At 72.5% G+C, this 17,958-nt stretch carries 4 protein-coding genes; 3 read left to right on the top strand and 1 reads right to left on the bottom strand.

The genetic code is table 11. From position 1 onward, the window contains the following. Nucleotides 1-34 precede the first annotated feature (34 nt). The 3 genes from FBZ89_RS28475 to FBZ89_RS28485 are packed head-to-tail and all read left to right on the top strand — an operon-like array spanning nt 35 to nt 17,616. Nucleotides 35-8,791: a non-ribosomal peptide synthetase gene (locus tag FBZ89_RS28475; protein ID WP_186457637.1), complete on the top strand. Its 8,757-nt coding sequence runs from the start codon at nt 35-37 to the stop codon at nt 8,789-8,791. Next, the gene (locus tag FBZ89_RS28480) at nt 8,791-11,715 is read left to right on the top strand and encodes a non-ribosomal peptide synthetase (RefSeq protein WP_145754267.1); all 2,925 of its coding nucleotides are present in this window, start codon (nt 8,791-8,793) and stop codon (nt 11,713-11,715) included. Before FBZ89_RS28475 ends, FBZ89_RS28480 begins: the two co-directional genes overlap by 1 nt. A gap of 33 nt (nt 11,716-11,748) precedes the next feature. Continuing rightward, entirely contained in the window at nt 11,749-17,616 is a 5,868-nt protein-coding gene (locus FBZ89_RS28485) for a non-ribosomal peptide synthetase (protein WP_145754268.1), read from the top strand. Here FBZ89_RS28485 and FBZ89_RS31775 read toward each other — a convergent pair. Further along, nucleotides 17,613-17,789, bottom strand: a complete 177-nt coding sequence (locus FBZ89_RS31775) for a hypothetical protein (protein WP_246172850.1) — start codon at nt 17,787-17,789, stop codon at nt 17,613-17,615. The genes FBZ89_RS28485 and FBZ89_RS31775 overlap by 4 nt on opposite strands. Between the last annotated feature and the right edge of the window lie 169 nt (nt 17,790-17,958).

Consider the following 17,958-nt stretch of genomic DNA (forward strand, 5'->3'; position numbering starts at 1 on the left):
CGTCACCTTGCCCGTCACCTTGATGGATGCCCCCATGCCCACGACGCGCACGGCGCCCGCCGCGCCGGACTGCCCGCCCGATCATGCCTCCGACGCCCCCCAGCCCTTGGGTGAGGAGCAGCGCGCCCTGTGGGCGGCCTATCGCGCCGCACCGGGCGAAGCCGGGTACATCATGGCCTATGCCGGCGCCCTGCTGCCGGGCACGGCCCCTCATCATCTGGCCTCCGCCTTCACCCATGTCATCGCCGGGCATGAGACGCTGAGCAGCGCCTATGGCGAGGATGCCGCCGGCACGCCGGTGATGCGTCCGCTGCGCACCGTCACCCCGGACGTGGCCATCGTCACCACCCCCTTCGCCGATGATGAATCCCGCGCCGCCTGGCTGGCGGCCCAGGCGGACGCGCCCCTGGATTTGGAGGCCGGCCAGGTCTGTCGCGTGCGGGTACTGGTGGAGGACGCCGGCGCCCACGTCGTCGTGGCCGTGCACCACATCGCCGGTGACTTCCTGGCCATGGAATCCCTGACGGGGCAGGTGATGCTGGCCTACGAACGGCTGGTGCAGGGCCTGGCGCCCGCCACCGTCCCCACCGGCCGGTACCGGGCCTGGGTGGATCGTCAGCGTGCCACGCTGGCGGGGGCGCGGGGCCAGAAGCTGGAGACGTTCTGGCGCACCCTGCTGACCGATCCGCCAGCGGAACTGGAGCTGCCGTCGGATGGCGGCGATGACAGCGGGACGCATGAATCCGAAATCGCCCTGTCCCCCGAAACCACGGCGGCGCTGCGCACCCTGGCGGGACGCCTGGACATCGGCCTCTTCCCCCTGCTGGCCACCCTGTACCATGTGTTCCTGGGACGCTGGACCGGGCGGGAGCGTTTCCTGATCGGCACGCCCGTGTCCGGCCGCATGGGGGCGGCGGACCGCGACCTGATCGGCTGCACCGTGAACGCCCTGCCCTGGCCCGTGGACCTGCGGGGCGATCCTGCCTTCGCCGACCTGGCGCGCCGGACCCAGGCCACCTTCATGGCCATGCTGCGGCACCACCGCCTGCCCTTGGCGCGCATTGCCGCCGCCATAGGCCGGGGCGGCGCCCTGTTCCAACACATGACGACCTATGTGCCGGTGGGGGAGCGTGGGCTGATGAACCGCTACATCCCCCACCTGCGGTTTGCCACCCAGCGCGGCGGCGCCAACGACCTGAACCTGCGCTGGGTGGATGGCGGCGACCGCCTGACCCTGCAATGGCGGCAGGACACCGGCCGCTACAGCCCCGCCACCGTCGCCCGCATGCGACGGGGTTTCATGGCCCTGGTGGACCAGGTGCTGGCGGCACCCGAGGCCCGCATTTCCACCCTGCGCGCCCAAACCAACGGCGACGCCGCGGTGCTGAGCGGCCCGGTGGCCGGGGCGGACACGGCGCTGGCCCTGTTCCACCACCATGTGAACCGCACGCCGCACCGCACGGCGGTGGAATGCGGCACCGACAGCCTGAGCTTCACCGCCCTGGACGCCCGCGCCGCCACCCTGGCCGGCCGCTTGGCCGCGGCCGGGGTGCGGCCGGGTGACACCGTGGGCCTGCATCTACCGCGCGGCGTGGATTTGGCCGTGGCCATGATCGCCGTGTGGAAGACGGGCGCCGCCTATCTCTGCCTGGACCCGGCCCTGCCGCCCGCCCGCCTGGCCCTCATGGCGACCGACGCCGCCGTGCGCCTGGTCGTGGGCGACGGCGTGCCAGCGGAGCTGACACCACCCCGCCTGGCCGTAACGGGACAGCAGGCCCCCAGCGCCCCGCCACCACCCGCAACACCCTCCCTGCCCGCCTACGTCATCTACACCTCCGGCTCCACCGGCGCACCCAAGGGCGTGGTGGTGACCCAGGGCAACCTGGCCGCCTATGCCCTGGGCGTGCTGGACGCGCTGGACCTGCCGGCGGAAGCCACCCTGACCACCCTGGCCGCCGTCACGGCCGACCTGGGCTATACCGCCTGGTTCGGCGCCCTGCTGGGCGGCCGCACCTTACGCATCATCGACACGGCCCTGGCCGATGACCCCGACGCCCTGGCCCGCCATCTGGCGGAACGGCCGGTGGACGCGCTGAAGATCGTGCCATCGCACCTGGCGGCCCTGATGGCGGTTCCCCAACCGGCGCACCTGCTGCCGCGCCGGCGCCTGGTGCTGGGCGGAGAGGTCCTCTCCGCCGAATTTGTGGCGCGGGTGCGCGCCCTCGCTCCTGAGTGCCAAGTGGTGAACCATTATGGCCCCACGGAAACCACGGTGGGCTGCCTGACCTGGCGGGCCGGCGACACCGATGAGGCCGGCGTGCCCGTGGGGCGGCCCCTGGCGGGCGCGCACGTGATGGTGCTGGACCACCATCTGGAAGCGGTGCCGGTGGGTGTGCCCGGTGAGTTGGCCGTGGGCGGCGCCGGCGTGGCCAGCGGCTATCGCAACCGGCCGGGCCTGACCGCCCAGCGTTTCGTGCCCGACCCGGCGGTCCCCGGCGGCCGGCTGTACCTGACCGGCGACCGGGTAGTGATGACGCCGGACGGCGCCATCCGCTTCCTGGGGCGCGCCGACGACCAAGTGAAAATCCGGGGCTTCCGCGTGGAACTGGGCGAGGTGGAGGCGCATCTGCGCCGCCTGCCCGGCGTGGTTGAGGCGGCGGTGGTGGCCCGGTCCACCGCCCCGGGCGCCACCGGCCTGCGATTGGTGGCCTTCGTCGCCGGCCGCGACCTGCCGGAGCCCGGCGCCCTGGTGCGCGCCCTGGCCGACCAGGTGCCCGACGCCATGGTACCCGCCAGCCTCACGGTGCTGCCGGCCCTACCCCGCCTGCCCAACGGCAAGATCGATCGCGCTGCCCTGCCGGCCGAGACCGCACCACGAGACGCAGCCGCGTCGGCCGGGACCGGCCTGTCGCCGGTGGAGACCGCCCTGTGCGCCCTATGGGCGGAGGTGCTGGGCCGTCCGGCCGTTGGGGTGGCGGATGATTTCTTCGCCATCGGCGGCGATTCCATCCTGGCGCTTCAGGTCATCGCCAAGGCCCGGCCCCAGGGCCTGGCGCTGACGCCCAAGATGCTGTTCCAGAAGCGCACCGTGGCCGCCGTGGCGGCGGCCCTGGCGGCGCTGCCGGCCAAGGCGCCCAAGACGGCCACCATCCCGGTGGCCGACCCGCCGCCCTTCGCCCTCAGCGGCTTGGGGGCGGAGTCCCTGGCTGCGCTCAAGGCCGACCGGCCGGACGTGGTCGACGCCTACCCCCTGTCACCCCTGCAGCAAGGCCTGCTGTTCCACAGCCTGCTGGACGGCGCAAGCGGCGCCTATGTCAACCAGCTGGTGCTGGACGCCACCGGGCCCTTCGCGCCTGAAGCCTTCGCCCACGCCTGGCAGGCGGCTGTGGACGCCCATCCCCTGCTGCGCACCGCCTTCCGGTGGGAGGGGCTGGACGCGCCGCTGCAACTGGTGCAGCGCACCGCCACCCTACCGGTCAGCCGGCATGACTGGCGGGCCTGGGACGACGGGGCGCAGGAAACGGCGCTGGCCGGCTTCCTGGCTACCGACCGGGCCCAAGGCTTCGTGCTGGAAGCAGCGCCCCTGATGCGCCTGGCGGTCATGGACCGGGGGGACGGCCGCTGGTGGCTGGTGTGGAGCCGCCACCATTTGGTGGTGGACGGCTGGTGTTCCATCCTGCTGCTGGATGAGGTGCTGGAGCGCTACCGCGCCCAATTGGCGGGAGAAGCGCCCCACCTGCCCCACCGCCGCCCCTTCCGTGACCACGTCGCCTGGCTGGCCCGCCAGGACACCGCCCAGCCCCTGGCCTTCTGGACCAACTTCCTGGCCGGCGTCCAGGATGCGCCCCCCTTGCCCGTGCTGCGTCCCGCCCAGCCGGGCCCGGCCCTGCCCCTGAACCGGACCCTGGTGCTGGACCGGTCGGAAACGGCGCGCCTGACGGCCGCCGCCCGCGACCTGGGCGTCACCCTGAACACCCTGGTGCAGGGGGCCTGGGGCCGGACCCTGGCCGCCCTGTCGGGGCGCGACGACGTGGTGTTCGGCGTCACCTCCGCCGGCCGGTCCATGGAGCTGGCGGGCGCCGACGCCATGCTGGGCGTCTTCATCACCACCCTGCCCCTGCGGATGAAACCCGCCGCCGGCCGCCGGCTGGGCGACTATCTGCGCGCGGTGCAGGCCGACAACGTAGCCATGCGCGAGCATGAGCACGCGGCCCTGGCCGACATCCAGAAGCATCTGGGCGGCGGGACACTGTTCGACACCCTGCTGGTCTTCCAGAACCTGCCCATGCTGGAAGGACGCCGCCGCCGCGTGGGGGCCCTGGACCTGCGCCAGCGCCAGAATGTGGAGCGTACGCACTACGGCCTGACGGTGGAGGTGTTCCCGGGGGAGGAGCTGGGCGTGGCGCTGGACGCGGACGCCCGGCGCATCGACGAAGCCGCCTTGGCCCGCGTGGCGGACGGCTTCCGCGCCACCCTGCTGGGCATGGCCCGGGGGGCCAACACGCCCCTGGGCGGCCTTCCCACCCTGGGTGCCGCGGAAATGGCGCTGCTGCGCCGCTGGCGCACCACGGCCGCCGACTACGTCCTGCAACCCGACTGGGTCGCCCGCGTGGCCGACCGGGTGGCCCGCCATCCTGACCGCGTCGTCGCCCGCTGTGACGGCGCCACCCTCAGCTATGCCCAGCTGTGGGAACGGTCGGAACGGCTGGCGCGCGGCCTGTCGGCCGCCGGCCTCACACCGGACGGTATCGTCGCCCTGCTGCTGCCGCGCGGGCTGGAACTGCTGACCATGATGGTGGCGGTGTTGCGCGCCGGGGGTGCCTGGCTGCCGCTGGACCCCGCCCACCCGCCCGCCCGCTGGGCCCAGGTGATCGGGCAAGCGAAGGCCATCCTTGTCCGTGACCCGGCCATCCCCTGCGACCTGCCGTCTCTGGCGCCGGCCGACCTGCTGGACCGGGCGGCGGAGGGGGCGCTACCGATGGCGGCCCCGGACGGGCGGCAATTGGCCTATGTGCTGTTCACCTCCGGCTCCACGGGCGCGCCCAAGGGGGTGATGGTCAGCCGCGACGGCATGCTGAACAACATGCTGGCCAAAGTGGGCCCCCTGGGGCTGGGCGAGGGCGACGTCATCGCCCAGACCGCGCCGGCCTGCTTCGACATCTCGGTCTGGCAGACGCTGATGGCGCCCCTGCTGGGTGCGGTGGTGGAGATCATTCCCGACGCGGTGGTCAAGGACCCCGACGCCCTGCTGGACCGGCTGCGCACCGCCGCCGTCACCGTGTTCGAACCGGTGCCGTCGCTGATGCGCGCGCTGGTCGAGAGTGATGGAGTGGGGGCTGGGGCCATCCCCCTGCGCGCCCTGCGCTGGGTGCTGCCGACGGGGGAGGCGCTGGGCGCCAACGATGCCCGCGCCTGGTTCGCGGCCTATCCCGACGTCCCCCTGATGAACGCCTACGGCCCGGCGGAGTGTGCCGACGACGTGGCCTTTCATGCCCTGCACCACGCACCGGAACCGGGCACCGTCATCCCCATCGGCCGTCCCACCGCCAACGCCGACCTGCGCGTGCTGGACAACGACCTGTCCCCGACGCCGGTGGGCGCGGTGGGGGAGATCGTGGTGGGCGGTGTGGGCGTGGGCCGGGGTTACAGCGGCGACCCGCGCCGCACGGCGGCAGCCTTCGTGCCCGACCCTGACGGCCCGCCCGGCGCCCGCGTCTACCGCACCGGCGACCTGGGCCGCTGGACGGCCGACGGCCTGCTGGAATGGGCCGGCCGCAAGGATTTCCAGGTCAAGCTGCGGGGCTTCCGCATCGAACCGGGCGAGGTCGAGGCCGTGCTGGAACGCCATCCCGGCGTGCGCCGCGCCGCCGTGGTGGCCCGGGGCGACCGGCTGGTGGCCTACTGGCAGGCGACGGGGAATGAGATCACGTCCGACGATCTGGCCCGCCACGCCGCCGCCCACCTGCCGCCTTACATGGTGCCGGCGCAGTGGATCCCTATGACAGCCTGGCCGCTGAACGCCAACGGCAAGCTGGACCGCAAGGCCCTGCCCCAACCCGGCATGGACCTAACGGCGGGTGAGGCGCCGGCCACGGAAACCGAACGGCTGCTGGCCGGCCTGTGGCGGGAACTGCTGCCCGTCGAAGCCGTCAGCCGCGATAGCGATTTCTTCGCGGCGGGCGGCCATTCCCTGCTGGCCGCCCGGCTGGTGGCCCGGTTGCGGCGCCTGGGATGGGACGGCCTGGCCCTGCGCACCGTGTTCGAGGCCCCCGTCCTTCGCCAGTTGGCGGCACGGCTGGATGCCGACACGGCCACCGATGGGGTGAGCGCCCTGCCGACGCTGCGCCCCGTGCCACGCATTGGCCCCCTGCCCCTGTCGCCGGCGCAACAGCGCCTGTGGCTGCTCGACCGGCTGACGGGGGGTGACGCCGCCTACAGCATGGCCGCCACCCTGGACCTGCGCGGCGACCTGGACGTTCAAGCGCTGGAGGACGCGCTGAACGCCGTCATCGCCCGACATGAGATCCTGCGCACCGCCTATCCGGAGAACGACGCGGACGAGGATGGGGCGCCAGTGGCCGTACCGGTGGCGTCCCTGACCCTGCCCTTGCCCGTGGAGGATCTGTCCGGGCTGCCGGCGGCGGAGCGGGACGCCTGCGCCCTGGCCTTGCGAGAGGCGGACATGGGGCGGCCCTTCGACCTGGCCCAGGGCCCGCCCCTGCGCGCCCGCCTGCTCCGTTTGGCGCCCGGCCACCACCAAATGGTCTTCGCCATGCACCACATGGTGGCCGATGGCTGGTCGGTGGGCGTATTGACCCGCGACCTGTCCACCGCCTACCGCGCGGCACTGGCCGGAACGGCGCCGGACTGGCCCCCCCTGCCGGTGCAATACGCCGACTATGCCGTCTGGCAGCAGGCCCTGTTGTCCGGCGAGGGGTTGCGCGGCCGCCTGGCCTTCTGGCGCGGCCATCTGGCCGGCGCCCCGACGCAGCTGCGCCTGCCCACCGACCGGCCCCGGCCGCCGGTGGCGCAGACGGCGGGCGGCGCCCTGCGCTTCACCGTGCCGCCGGACCTGCTGGCCCGCCTGGGCGCGTGGGCGCGGACACGCGGAGCCACGCCCTTCATGGCCTTGCTGGCCGGCTTCCAAGCCCTGCTGCACCAGGTGACGGGCGACGACGACTTGGTGGTGGGTACAGACACCGCCGGCCGGCCCGTGCCGGAGGTGGAGGAGTTGATCGGCTTCTTCGTCAACGTGGTGCCCCTGCGGTCCCGCCGCCGGCCCGGCATGACGCCGGCCGACATGCTGGACCAGACCCGGCACACGGCCCTGGCCGCCTTCGACCAGGACGCCCTGCCCTTCGACCGCATCGTGGAGGCGGTGGGCGTGCCCCGCGACCGCAGCCGCAACCCCTTGGTCCAGGCCCTGTTCGTCCTGCAGAACGTACCGGAGGGCGGGTTCGATCTGCCCGGCCTGGCCGTCACCCAGCTGCCGGCGCTGGAACGGCGCAGCAAGTTCGACCTGGCCCTGTTCCTTGAACCCCAGGGAGCTGGTGGCGCGGACGGCATGGCGGCCGATTGGGTCTACGCCACCGCCTTGTTCGACCCCGCCACCATCGCCCGTTTCCACCAAGACTGGATCGCCCTGCTGCGCCACGCGGTGGACGCGCCGGACCAGCCCCTGCCCATCGCATCGCCAAAGGCATCGACCATGACCACCGCCACCCAGCGTCTGAACGCCAAGCTGGCCCGCCTTGGTGCCCCGGCCACGCGCCCCGCCACCGCCCCGCTAGAGCCGGAGGCTGTGCGCCAGTCCTTCCTGACGCCCGGCGCCACCTTCCCCGTGGTGCTGGAACCGGCGGCGGGCGGGCTGGACCCCAGCGCCTGGGCGGCGGCCAACCGGCCGCTGATCGATGGGCTGCTGGCCCGCCACGCCGGCATCCTGTTCCGGGGCTTCGACCTGCCCGGCGCACAAGCCTTCGAGGGCTTCGCCGAGGCCATGGAGCCTGGCGGCCTGTTCGGCGGCTATGGCGACCTGCCCAAGAAGGAGGGGGGACGAAACACCTATCGCTCCACCCCCTATCCGGAACGTCAGATGATCCTGTTCCACAACGAAAGCGCCCACCTGGACCGTTGGCCGCGCAAGCAGTGGTTCTATGCCGAGCAGGTGGCCCCCGTGGGCGGTTGCACCCCCATCGTCGATTGCCGCCAGATGATGCGCCGCCTGCCCGCCGACCTGATCACCGATTTGGAACGCCGAGGCCTGCTGTATGTCCGCACCTTCACCCCCCGTCTGGACGTGGGTTGGCGCGACTTCTTCAAGAGCGAGGATCGCGATGCGGTGACGGCCCGCTGCGCGGCCGGGGGCATCGACTGCCGCTGGCTGGACCCGGAGACGCCGCAGACCCGCAGCCGGGGGCCGGCCGTGATCCGCCATCCCCTGACGGGGGAGCGCAGCTTCTTCAACCAGGTGCAGTTGCATCACCCCCATTGCCTGGATGCCGACGTGCGCGAGGATCTGTTGGACCTGGTGGGCATCGACCGCTTCCCGCGCAACGTCCTCTATGGCGACGACACGCCCATCCCCGACGCCGTCATGGCCCGGATCGGGGAGGCGTATGAGGCCTGCGCCGTCCGCTTCGACTGGCGTAACGGCGACGTGGTGATGTTGGACAACATGCTGGCCGCCCACGCCCGCGACCCCTATGAGGGCCCACGCCGCGTCGTCGTCGCCATGGGCGCCATGACGGACCGCGCCAGCCTGGCGGCCTCCGGCACGGCGGAGGTGGCGTGATGACCATCGCCCTGACGCCCCGCCAGTCCGAAATCCTGACGGCCCTGGGCACCGGAGCACCGGACGGCCATCCCTGGCGCCTGACCCTGGACATTCGGGGGCCGGTGGATGAAGCTCGCTTGCGTCGAGCCCTGGACCAAACCATCGCCACCCATGAGGCTCTGCGCCTGGAAATCACTGGCGGCGTGCAGCGGGTGCGCAACCCCGCACCCGTCACCTGGGAAACCGCTGCCAGGACGTCGACGGACAGCCCCCCGGTGCAGGCAGCCTTCCAGCGCATGGGTGGCGATGCCGGCCGCCTGATCCTGACGCTATCGCCCCTGGTGTTCGACCGGGGTAGCGTGGCGCCCCTGCTGCGCACGGTGGCGGCAGCCTATGCCGACCGGGCGGAGGAACCGTCCCAGCTGGATTTCACCCGCTACGCCGCCTGGCGAGAGGAACTGGCCCAGGCACCGGACGCCGCCGATGGGCATGCCTATTGGCGGTACCAGACGGGGCCGGAACCGCGTCTACCCTATCGCAACGTCACGACGGCCGACGGCCGGGACCAGCATCAGGTCCAGCGCCGCTTGCCCGACATCGGCACCCTGATCCCGGCGCTCGCCGCCCGAGGCCTGGCACTGGAGGCGGCGTTGCAGGCCCTCTGGTGGGTGGTCGCCGCCCGCATCACGGGGCAGGATAGCTTCCAGGCATGGTGGCGGCACGATCCGCGCCGCGATTACGACGCTTTCCAGGGGACGGTCGGCCCGCTGGAAGACTGGCTGCCCGTGGCGGTCACGGTGCCGGGCGACAGCGCCCTCGCCGACGTCCTGGCGGGCGCAATGGCGCTGCTGGAGGAGCACCGGGCGCAGCAGGAATATCGTTCCGAAATCGCAACAAATATGCCCTCCCTTGGCTTCGCCGTGCATGAGCCTATCCCCGCCGTGGCGCTGGGCGGCCTGGTCTGGACCGCCGTCCCGCTGGAACGGCCATTGGGCGCCGTGGCGTTGGCCCTGGACCTGACGCTGGACGGCGGCCGTCCCGTGGTGGCCACGCTGCGCTATGACCCGGCGCTGTACGGGGACGGCGCCATGGCGGCCCTGCTGGACCAGTATGCCGTCGCCCTGGCGGCGTTGCTCCCTCATCTGGACGGCGCCGTGCGCGACCTGCCCCTGCTAAGCGACCGTGACCGCCAGGCGCACGCGGCCTTGGACCAACGGGCGGCGGCGATCGCGGCACCCGGCGTGATCGGCCTGTTGCTGCATTGGGCCGCGCGCCAGCCCACCGCCCCGGCCCTCTGCGAGGGCGACGCGGTGTGGAGCTATGCCGAACTGCTGCGCCAGGTGGACCATCTGGCCCGCCATCTGCGCCATGCCGGCGTGGCGGCCGAGACACGGGTGGCGCTGGTCATGCCGCGCGGGGCCCCGCTGGTGCTGGCCCTATGGGCGGTGCTGCGCGCCGGCGGCGCCTATGTGCCGGTCGATCCGGCCTGGCCTGAGGCGCGCCGTGCGGCCACGCTGGCGGCGGCCCAGCCACACCGGGCGCTGACAGCGGACGATGTAGCCCAGTTGCTGGCGCAGCCGGCACCGGACGTGGCCTTGGCCCCGCCCAAGGACAGGGACGCGGCCTATGTCATCTTCACGTCAGGCTCCACCGGCACGCCCAAGGGGGTGGTGGTGGAACATGCGCAGTTGGCGGCCTATGCCGCCGGCGTCACCCAGGCCCTGGGCCTGGCGGGCAGCCGGCGCTTCGCCCTGACCTCCACCGTAGCGGCCGACCTGGGCAACACCACCCTGTTCGGCGCGGTCGCCACCGGCGGCTGCCTGGTGGTGGCGGATGACGCGGCCATGGCGGACGGGGCGGCCTTCGCCCGCTTCATCGCCGACCGGGACATCGACTGCCTGAAGATCGTGCCGTCCCACCTCGCCGCTCTGCTGGACACGGCCGACCCGCGCTTGCCCCGTACCCTGGTGCTGGGCGGAGAGCGGGCGCCGGCGGCCCTGCTGTCCGTCGTGCGTGCACTGGATCCGGACATCCAGATCTTCAACCACTACGGCCCCACGGAAACGACGGTGGGAGTGATGGTGCACAAGCTGGATGGCGAGGCCGTCTTTCCAGACAGCCTGCCGCTGGATCGCGTGCTGGCCGGCACCGTGGTCCGGCTGCTGGATGCCGCCGGCCGGCCCGCCCCCCTGGGCGCGGTGGGCGAGGTGCACGTGGGAGGCGCCCAGGTTTGTCGCGGCTATCTCAACCGGACGGACGATCCGGCCTTCATCGATGATCCCCTGGCACCCGGGCAACGCCTCTACCGCACCGGCGACCTGGGCCGCCTGGGGCCTGACGGCGCCCTGCACCTCATCGGCCGCGCCGACGACCAAGTCAAGGTGCGGGGCTATCGGGTGGAACCGGCGGAGATCGAGGCCGCGGCCCTGGCCCAGGACGGCGTGCGCCAGGCCGCCGTGCGCCCCTGGGGCGAGGGTGCCGACCTGCGGCTGGTGCTGTACGTCGTGGGCACGGCGAACGCCCAAGCCCTGCGCGCCGCGCTGGCGCAACGCCTGCCCGACGCCTTCGTCCCCGCCCAGGTGGTGACGCTGCCAGCATTGCCCCGCCTGGGCAACGGCAAGGTGGACCGCGACGCCCTGCCCGCCCCCGATGCCGGAATGCCCACCGATGCGGCAACCGCCGCCAGCGACCCGCTGGAGGACATGGTGGCCGGCCTGGTGGCAGGGCTGCTTGAACGCGGCGCCGTGGGACGGACGGACAACCTGTTCGACCTGGGCCTCCACTCCCTGCTGGTCATCAAGCTGGTGGCACGGCTGCGCCGACGCCTGGGGGTGGAGATGGCCCCCGCCCTGGTGTTCGACCATCCCACAGTGACCGCCCTGGCCGGGCAGTTGCGCACCATGGGCGCCGATCCGGATGCCCCACGACAGGCCGTGGCCTGACCCTTCCTTCCCATTTCACGGACGGTCCCGCCCATGGCCCAGACGACCTTGGACATCGCCCAGCGCTTCACCCAACTGCCGCCGGAAAAACGACGCGGCTTCCTGGAGGCGCTGGCCGCCCGGGGGCTGCCCTTCACCCGCCTGCCCATCCCGCCGCGGGCGCCGGATGCGGTACCCGTGCTGTCGCCGGCGCAACGGCGGCTGTGGACCCAGGCCCAGTTGGACCCCGCGTCCGCCGCCTACACCATGCCGGGGGTATTCCGCCTACGCGGCACGCTGGACATCGCGGCCCTGCGGGCGGCGCTGGACGGTCTGGCGGCCCGGCACGCCATCCTGCGCACCGTCTACCGGCCCGATGGCGCGGGCGGCGCCCATCCCCACGTACAGCCCCCCGGCCCCATCGCCATGGACCATAGCGACCTCAGCAACCGGCCGGATGCCGAAACGACGGCCCGCGCGGTGGCCGAGGACTTCGTCGCCCAACCGTTCGATTTGGCCGCCGAGGCACCGTTGCGGGCCAAGTTGCTGAGGCTGGCGGCGGATGAGCATTGGCTGGTGGTGGCCCTGCACCACATCGCCGCCGATGGCGCCTCCCTGCCGCTGGCCCTGGCGGATCTGGCGGCGGGCTACGCAGCGGCACGGCGGGGTGAGCCCCAAGCGGCCGCTCAGGCCGTGCAGTACGCCGATGCCGTTGCCTGGCAGGCGGCTTGGCTGGATGGCGGTGAGGCCGACCGGCAGCGGGACCATTGGCGCGCCCGAATGGCGGATGCGCCCCCGCCCCTGGCCTTGCCGGCGGATGGCGACCGCACGACGGCAACAGACACATCCCAAGCCGGTGCCGAATGCGCCGTGGCCCTCCCGCCGGCCCTGACCCATGATCTGCGATGCCTGGCGCGCGACGGTGGGCACACTCTGTTCACCGCCTTGCTGGCGGCCTACGCCATCCTGCTGTCCCGCCTGACGGGGCAGGATGACCTGATCATCGGCATCCCCGCTGCCGGCCGCCGCCAACGCGAGGCGGAAGGCCTGATCGGCTGTTTCGTGAACACCCTGCCCCTGCGCCTGCGCCTGGACGGTCGCGGCGGCTTCACCACCCTGATGGCCCAGGCGGCGGCGGAGGTGGCGGCGGCGCTGGACCATCAGGATTTGCCGCTGGAGGACATCGCCGCCCTGGCGCCCGCGCAGGAGTGCCAGCCGCTGGTGCAGGTGATGTTCGACCATGCGCCGGCGCCACTGGGTGCCCTGGCCATGGACGGGCTGGCGGTGGAATCCCTGCCCCTGCCAGTGCGCACCGCCAAGTTCGACCTGGCGCTGGGCAGCGTGGAACGGGCGGACGGCGGCATCCTCGGCCGGCTGGCCTATCGCACCGGTTTGTTGGGCCCTGAGTCCGCCCAGGGCATGGTGGAGCGGTGGCGGGCGCTGCTGGCGCAAGCCGTCGCCGCCCCCGACCGTCCCATCGCCAGCCTTGATCCCCGCACCCCCGCCGAGGTGGCGGCCATCACCGCCTGGCATCGCGACCCGGCCTGGGCCCTGCCGCCACCGCCGGCCGTGCCGCTGCTGATCGCCCGCCACGCTGTCACCCGGCCGGACGCGCCCGCCGTGCTGTTCGGCGACAGCGTGCTGACCTTCGGCGCCCTGAACCGCCGCGCCAACCGCCTGGCCCGCCGCCTTCGTGCCCTGGGCGCCGGCCCGGAGGCGCGGGTGGGCGTCTGCCTCAACCGCACGCCGGACCTGATCGTCACCCTATTGGCGGTGATGAAATCGGGCGCCGCCTTCGTGCCCTTGGACCCGGACTATCCGCCGGAACGGCTGCGCGCCATCCGCAGGGGCGCCAACCTGTCGCTGATGGTGGGCGCCCCCCTGGACGGCTTGCCCATGCTGGCCGGCCCGGATGACGGCACGGCGGGGTTGGACGACAGCGACCCGGGGGTGACACCCCATCCGCGCAGCCTGGCCTACATCATCCACACCTCCGGCTCCACTGGCGTGCCCAAGGGCGTGGCGGTGGAGCATGGGGCGCTGGCCATGCACTGTGTGGCCACCGCCGCCCTCTATGACATGACGGCGGGCAGCCGTGAGCTGCACTTCCTGTCCTTCACCTTCGATGGCGCGCAGGAGCGCTGGATGACCGCCCTGACCCAGGGCGGCAGCCTGGTGCTGCGCGACGACAGCCTGTGGACGGCGGAACAGACCTATGAGGCCATCCGCCGCCATGGCGTGACCCATGCCGGCTTCCCGCCCAAGTACCTGCAGCAGCTGGCGGCCTGGGCGGAGACGCAGGGCGATCCGCCCCCCGTCCACCTCTATTCCTTCGGGGGTGAAGCCATGCCGCGCATGGGGCTGCAGCGGCTGTTCGCCGCCCTACGCCCCCGCCGGGCCATCAACGGTTACGGCCCCACGGAAGCGGTGGTGACCCCGCTGGTGTGGAAAAGCGACGGCGCCACCTTGCCGGACACCCCCTATGTCCCCATTGGCCGGCCGGTTGGCGACCGCAGCGCCCACATCCTGGACGGCGACCTGCGCCCGGTGCCCGTGGGCGTGACGGGGGAGCTGTGGATCGGTGGCAGTGGCCTGGCCCGGGGCTATGTCGGCCAGCCGGCGGCCACCGCCGCCCGCTTCATCCCGGACCCCTTCGGGGACCCCGGCGCCCGGTTGTACCGCACCGGTGACCTGGCGCGCTGGCGCGAGGACGGCACGGTGGAATATCTGGGCCGACGCGATACCCAAGTGAAGGTACGGGGCTTCCGCGTGGAACCGGGGGAGATTGAGGCGCAACTGATCGCGCAAGCCGGTGTCCACCAGGCCGTGGTGGTGGCGGACGAGACGGGCGGCATCACCCGCCTGGTAGGCTATGTGGTGCCCGCCGACGGCACCACGGTGGACGTGGCGTCCCTCACCGCCCGGCTGGCCGAGGTACTACCCGCCCACATGGTGCCGGCGCGCCTGATGCTGCTTCCCGCCCTGCCCGTGACCACTGCGGGCAAGCTGGATCGCGCCGCCCTGCCCGCCCCGCGGTGGGAGGCGGACGGTCAGGTGCCCCCCCGTGACGCATGCGAGGCCGCTCTGGCCCGGCTGTGGGCGGAGACGCTGGGCCAGGCGAGCGTGGGTGTGACCGATAACTTCTTCGAGATCGGTGGCGATTCCATCCTGGCCCTGCAGATCGTGGCCCGCGCCCGCGCGCAAGGCCTGCGCTTCACGCCCAAACAGCTGTTCGACCGGCAGACCATCGCCGCCTTGGCCCCGGTGGTGGAGGAGAAGGGGAGCGCCGCCCCAGACCTGCCGGTGCCGGACGGCCCGTCCCCCCTTACCCCCATCCAGTCCTGGTTCTTCAGCCAGCCCATCCCCCGGCGCCAGCGCTGGAACCAGTCGATCCTGCTGGCCAGCGACCGGCCGCTGGACGCGGAGGCCTTGGCCGGCGCCCTGACCGTGCTGGGCCGCCACCACGACGCGCTGAGGCTGCGCTTCCATCAGGACGCCGGCGGCGCATGGTGGCAAAGCCATGCGGCCCAAGCCGTCATCCCATTGGATGAGGTGGCAGCGGAGACGACGGCCGACATCACCCGCCTGTGCGATGAAGCCCAGGACGGTCTGGACCTGGCGCACGGCCCGCTGATGCGCGCCCGCCTGATCCGACTGCCCGACGGTGGCCAGCGTCTGTTCCTGGTGGCCCACCATCTGGTGGTGGACGGGGTGTCCTGGCGGGTGCTGCTGGACGATCTGCGCGCGCTGACCACCGGCCCCTGCCAAGACCGCGCCCTGCCTGGCCGTACCACCCCCTATGCCCTGTGGGCCGGGCGACTGGCCGGGCTCGCCGGGGCGCCGGCCACCTTGGCGCAACTGCCCCGCTGGCGGGCGGCCCTGGACACGCCCCCCCTGCCGGCGGATCGGCCGGGCGCCCCCAATACCCGGCGCCACGCCGTCACGCGCACCCTGCGGCTGGACACCGCCACCACCCAGGCCCTGCTGACCACCGCACCCGCCGCCTATCGCACCCGCGTCGACGTGCTGCTGCTGGCCGCCTTGGCGGAAGCCGTGCGCCGCACCTGGAAACGCCCCGCCATCACCGTCCACCTGGAGGGGCATGGGCGCGAACCGCTATTCCCTGAGTTGGATCTGGAGCGCACGGTGGGCTGGTTCACCAGCGTCTATCCCGTGCGCCTGGAGACCACCGGCGGCTGGGACGCCACCATCCGCCAGGTGAAGGAAACCCTGCGCGCCATACCGGAGGGCGGCATCGGCTTCGGCCTTCTGCGCCATCTGGCCCCGGACGCGGTGACACGCGACGCGCTGGCGGCGCCGGTGTCGCTGTCCTTCAACTATCTGGGCCAGTTCGACGGCGCGCTGCGCGACGGCCCCTGGCGTGCGGCACCGGAGGATTGTGGCGCCGGCACCGACCCCGACGCGCCCCTCGGCGCCCTGCTGTCGGTGGACGGGCAGGTGCTGGATGGCGTACTGGCCCTATATGTGCGCCACAGCGCCGCCCTGTTCCGCGAGGACACGGCCGCCGCTTTCCTGGCCGCCTACGAGGACGCGCTGGCCAGCGTCGTCCGGCACTGCCTCGCCACGGTTCCGGGCCAGGCGACGCCATCGGACTTCCCCCTGGTGGGGCTGACCCAGGCGCAATTGGACACCCTGCCCGTGCCGACGCCCGACATCGCCGACATCCTGCCCGCCACGCCGCTGCAAGCCGGCATGGCCCGGCATCGCCGTCTGCACCCGGACAGCGACGCCTATGGGGTGCAGGTCTGGGCCCTGATCGACGGCCTGGACCCCGCGCGCATGGCGGCCGCGTGGGCGGCCATGACAGAGCGCTGCGACATCCTGCGGGCCGGCTTCGCCTGGCCAGGCGGCGACGACCCGGTGCTGGTCGTGCGCCGGGCGGTGGAGTTGGATGTCCAGTACCTGGACTGGCGGGGCGAGGCCGACATCGACGCTGCCTGGAACAGACACCGGGACGCGGAATGGCGCCGGGGCTTCGTGCTGGAACGGGCGCCGCTGATGCGCCTGACCCTGGCACGGACGGGCGACAGGCAGTACCGCTTCCTCTGGACCTGGCACCATGCCCTGCTGGACGGATGGAGCATGTCCCGCCTGCTGGGTGACATCCTGCGCCTGTACGATGGCGAAACGCCGCTACCGCCTACTGGCCGGCTACGCGATGTGGCCGCCTGGAAGCGGCGCCAGGACAAGGGCGCTGCCGACGCCTTTTGGCGGACGGAACTGGCGAGCCTGCCCGCCCCCACCCGGGTGCGCGACCATCTGGCGCCGCCGGCCCCGGCGGAAACCGATGGCGCCGTGGAATATGAGTTGGACGAGAACGCCGTGCGCCGCCTGAATGCCGTGGCGGCGGGGGAACGGGTGACCCTGAACACCCTGGTGCAGGCGGGCTGGCTGCAGGTGCTGTCCGAGGTAACCGGCCAGGCCACGGTGGCCTTCGGCGCCACCATGTCGGGCCGCAGCCTGGACATGCCCGACATCGACAGCGTCATGGGCCTGCTGGCGGGCACGCTGCCCGTGGTCCACGCCCTGGCGGCTGGGGAGGACAGGGGTACCGCCCTGCGCCGGCTGTTCGAGCAGAACCTGCGCCTGCGCCAGTTCGAGCACGCACCGCCGCCCCATCTGCAATCGTGGAACGACCCGGCAAACGCCCCCTTCGACAGCACGTTGGTATTCGAGAACTATCCGGTGGACGAGGCCTTGCGTCATGAGGTGCGGGGAGACGTGCGTTTTAGCGACGTCAGCAACCGCGGTCGCCTCAGCTATCCCTTGGCCTTGGTAGTGGTTCCTCGCGCCACGCTGGTGTTGCGGCTGGAATATTGCGGCCGGACCATGGGGAAACGGAATGCCCGCGCGCTTGTGGACAGCCTGGCCGCGCGTGTTCTGGCGCTTGCAGCGCATTAGCGGCTGATCGCTTCGGATGCGGGATGCTGCCGGCTCAGACTCGCGATGGGCCCGTTCAGGTAGTCATGCACCCAGGCCAGACGCAGGTCCGGCGCCAGGCGGCCCAGGTCGGTGGCATACTGCGGCGTCAGCGTCAGGGTGCCGGCCAGCGGCAGGTCGTAGCCCACCGTCACCTTGCCCAGGTACTACTCCACGCCGTAGTTGGCGTTGGCGCGGGCGCCCAGGAAGCCGATCCAGCGGCGCTGGTCTTATACCATGTGTGGACGGCCCCGCCGAAACAAGGTGTTGGCGTAAGATTTTGTTTGGGTTGAAAGCGGTCATGTGTCCGGCCTTTGTGCGCGG

The organism is Nitrospirillum amazonense (genome assembly GCF_007828045.1).
GTDB classification, from domain to species: domain Bacteria; phylum Pseudomonadota; class Alphaproteobacteria; order Azospirillales; family Azospirillaceae; genus Nitrospirillum; species Nitrospirillum amazonense_C.

Coding starts and splice junctions, on each gene's coding strand:
- FBZ89_RS28475 (WP_186457637.1), top strand. CDS start 35: ATGCCCACGACGCGCACGGCGCCCGCCGCGCCGGACTGCCCGCCCGAT.
- FBZ89_RS28485 (WP_145754268.1), top strand. CDS start 11,749: ATGGCCCAGACGACCTTGGACATCGCCCAGCGCTTCACCCAACTGCCG.
- FBZ89_RS28480 (WP_145754267.1), top strand. CDS start 8,791: ATGACCATCGCCCTGACGCCCCGCCAGTCCGAAATCCTGACGGCCCTG.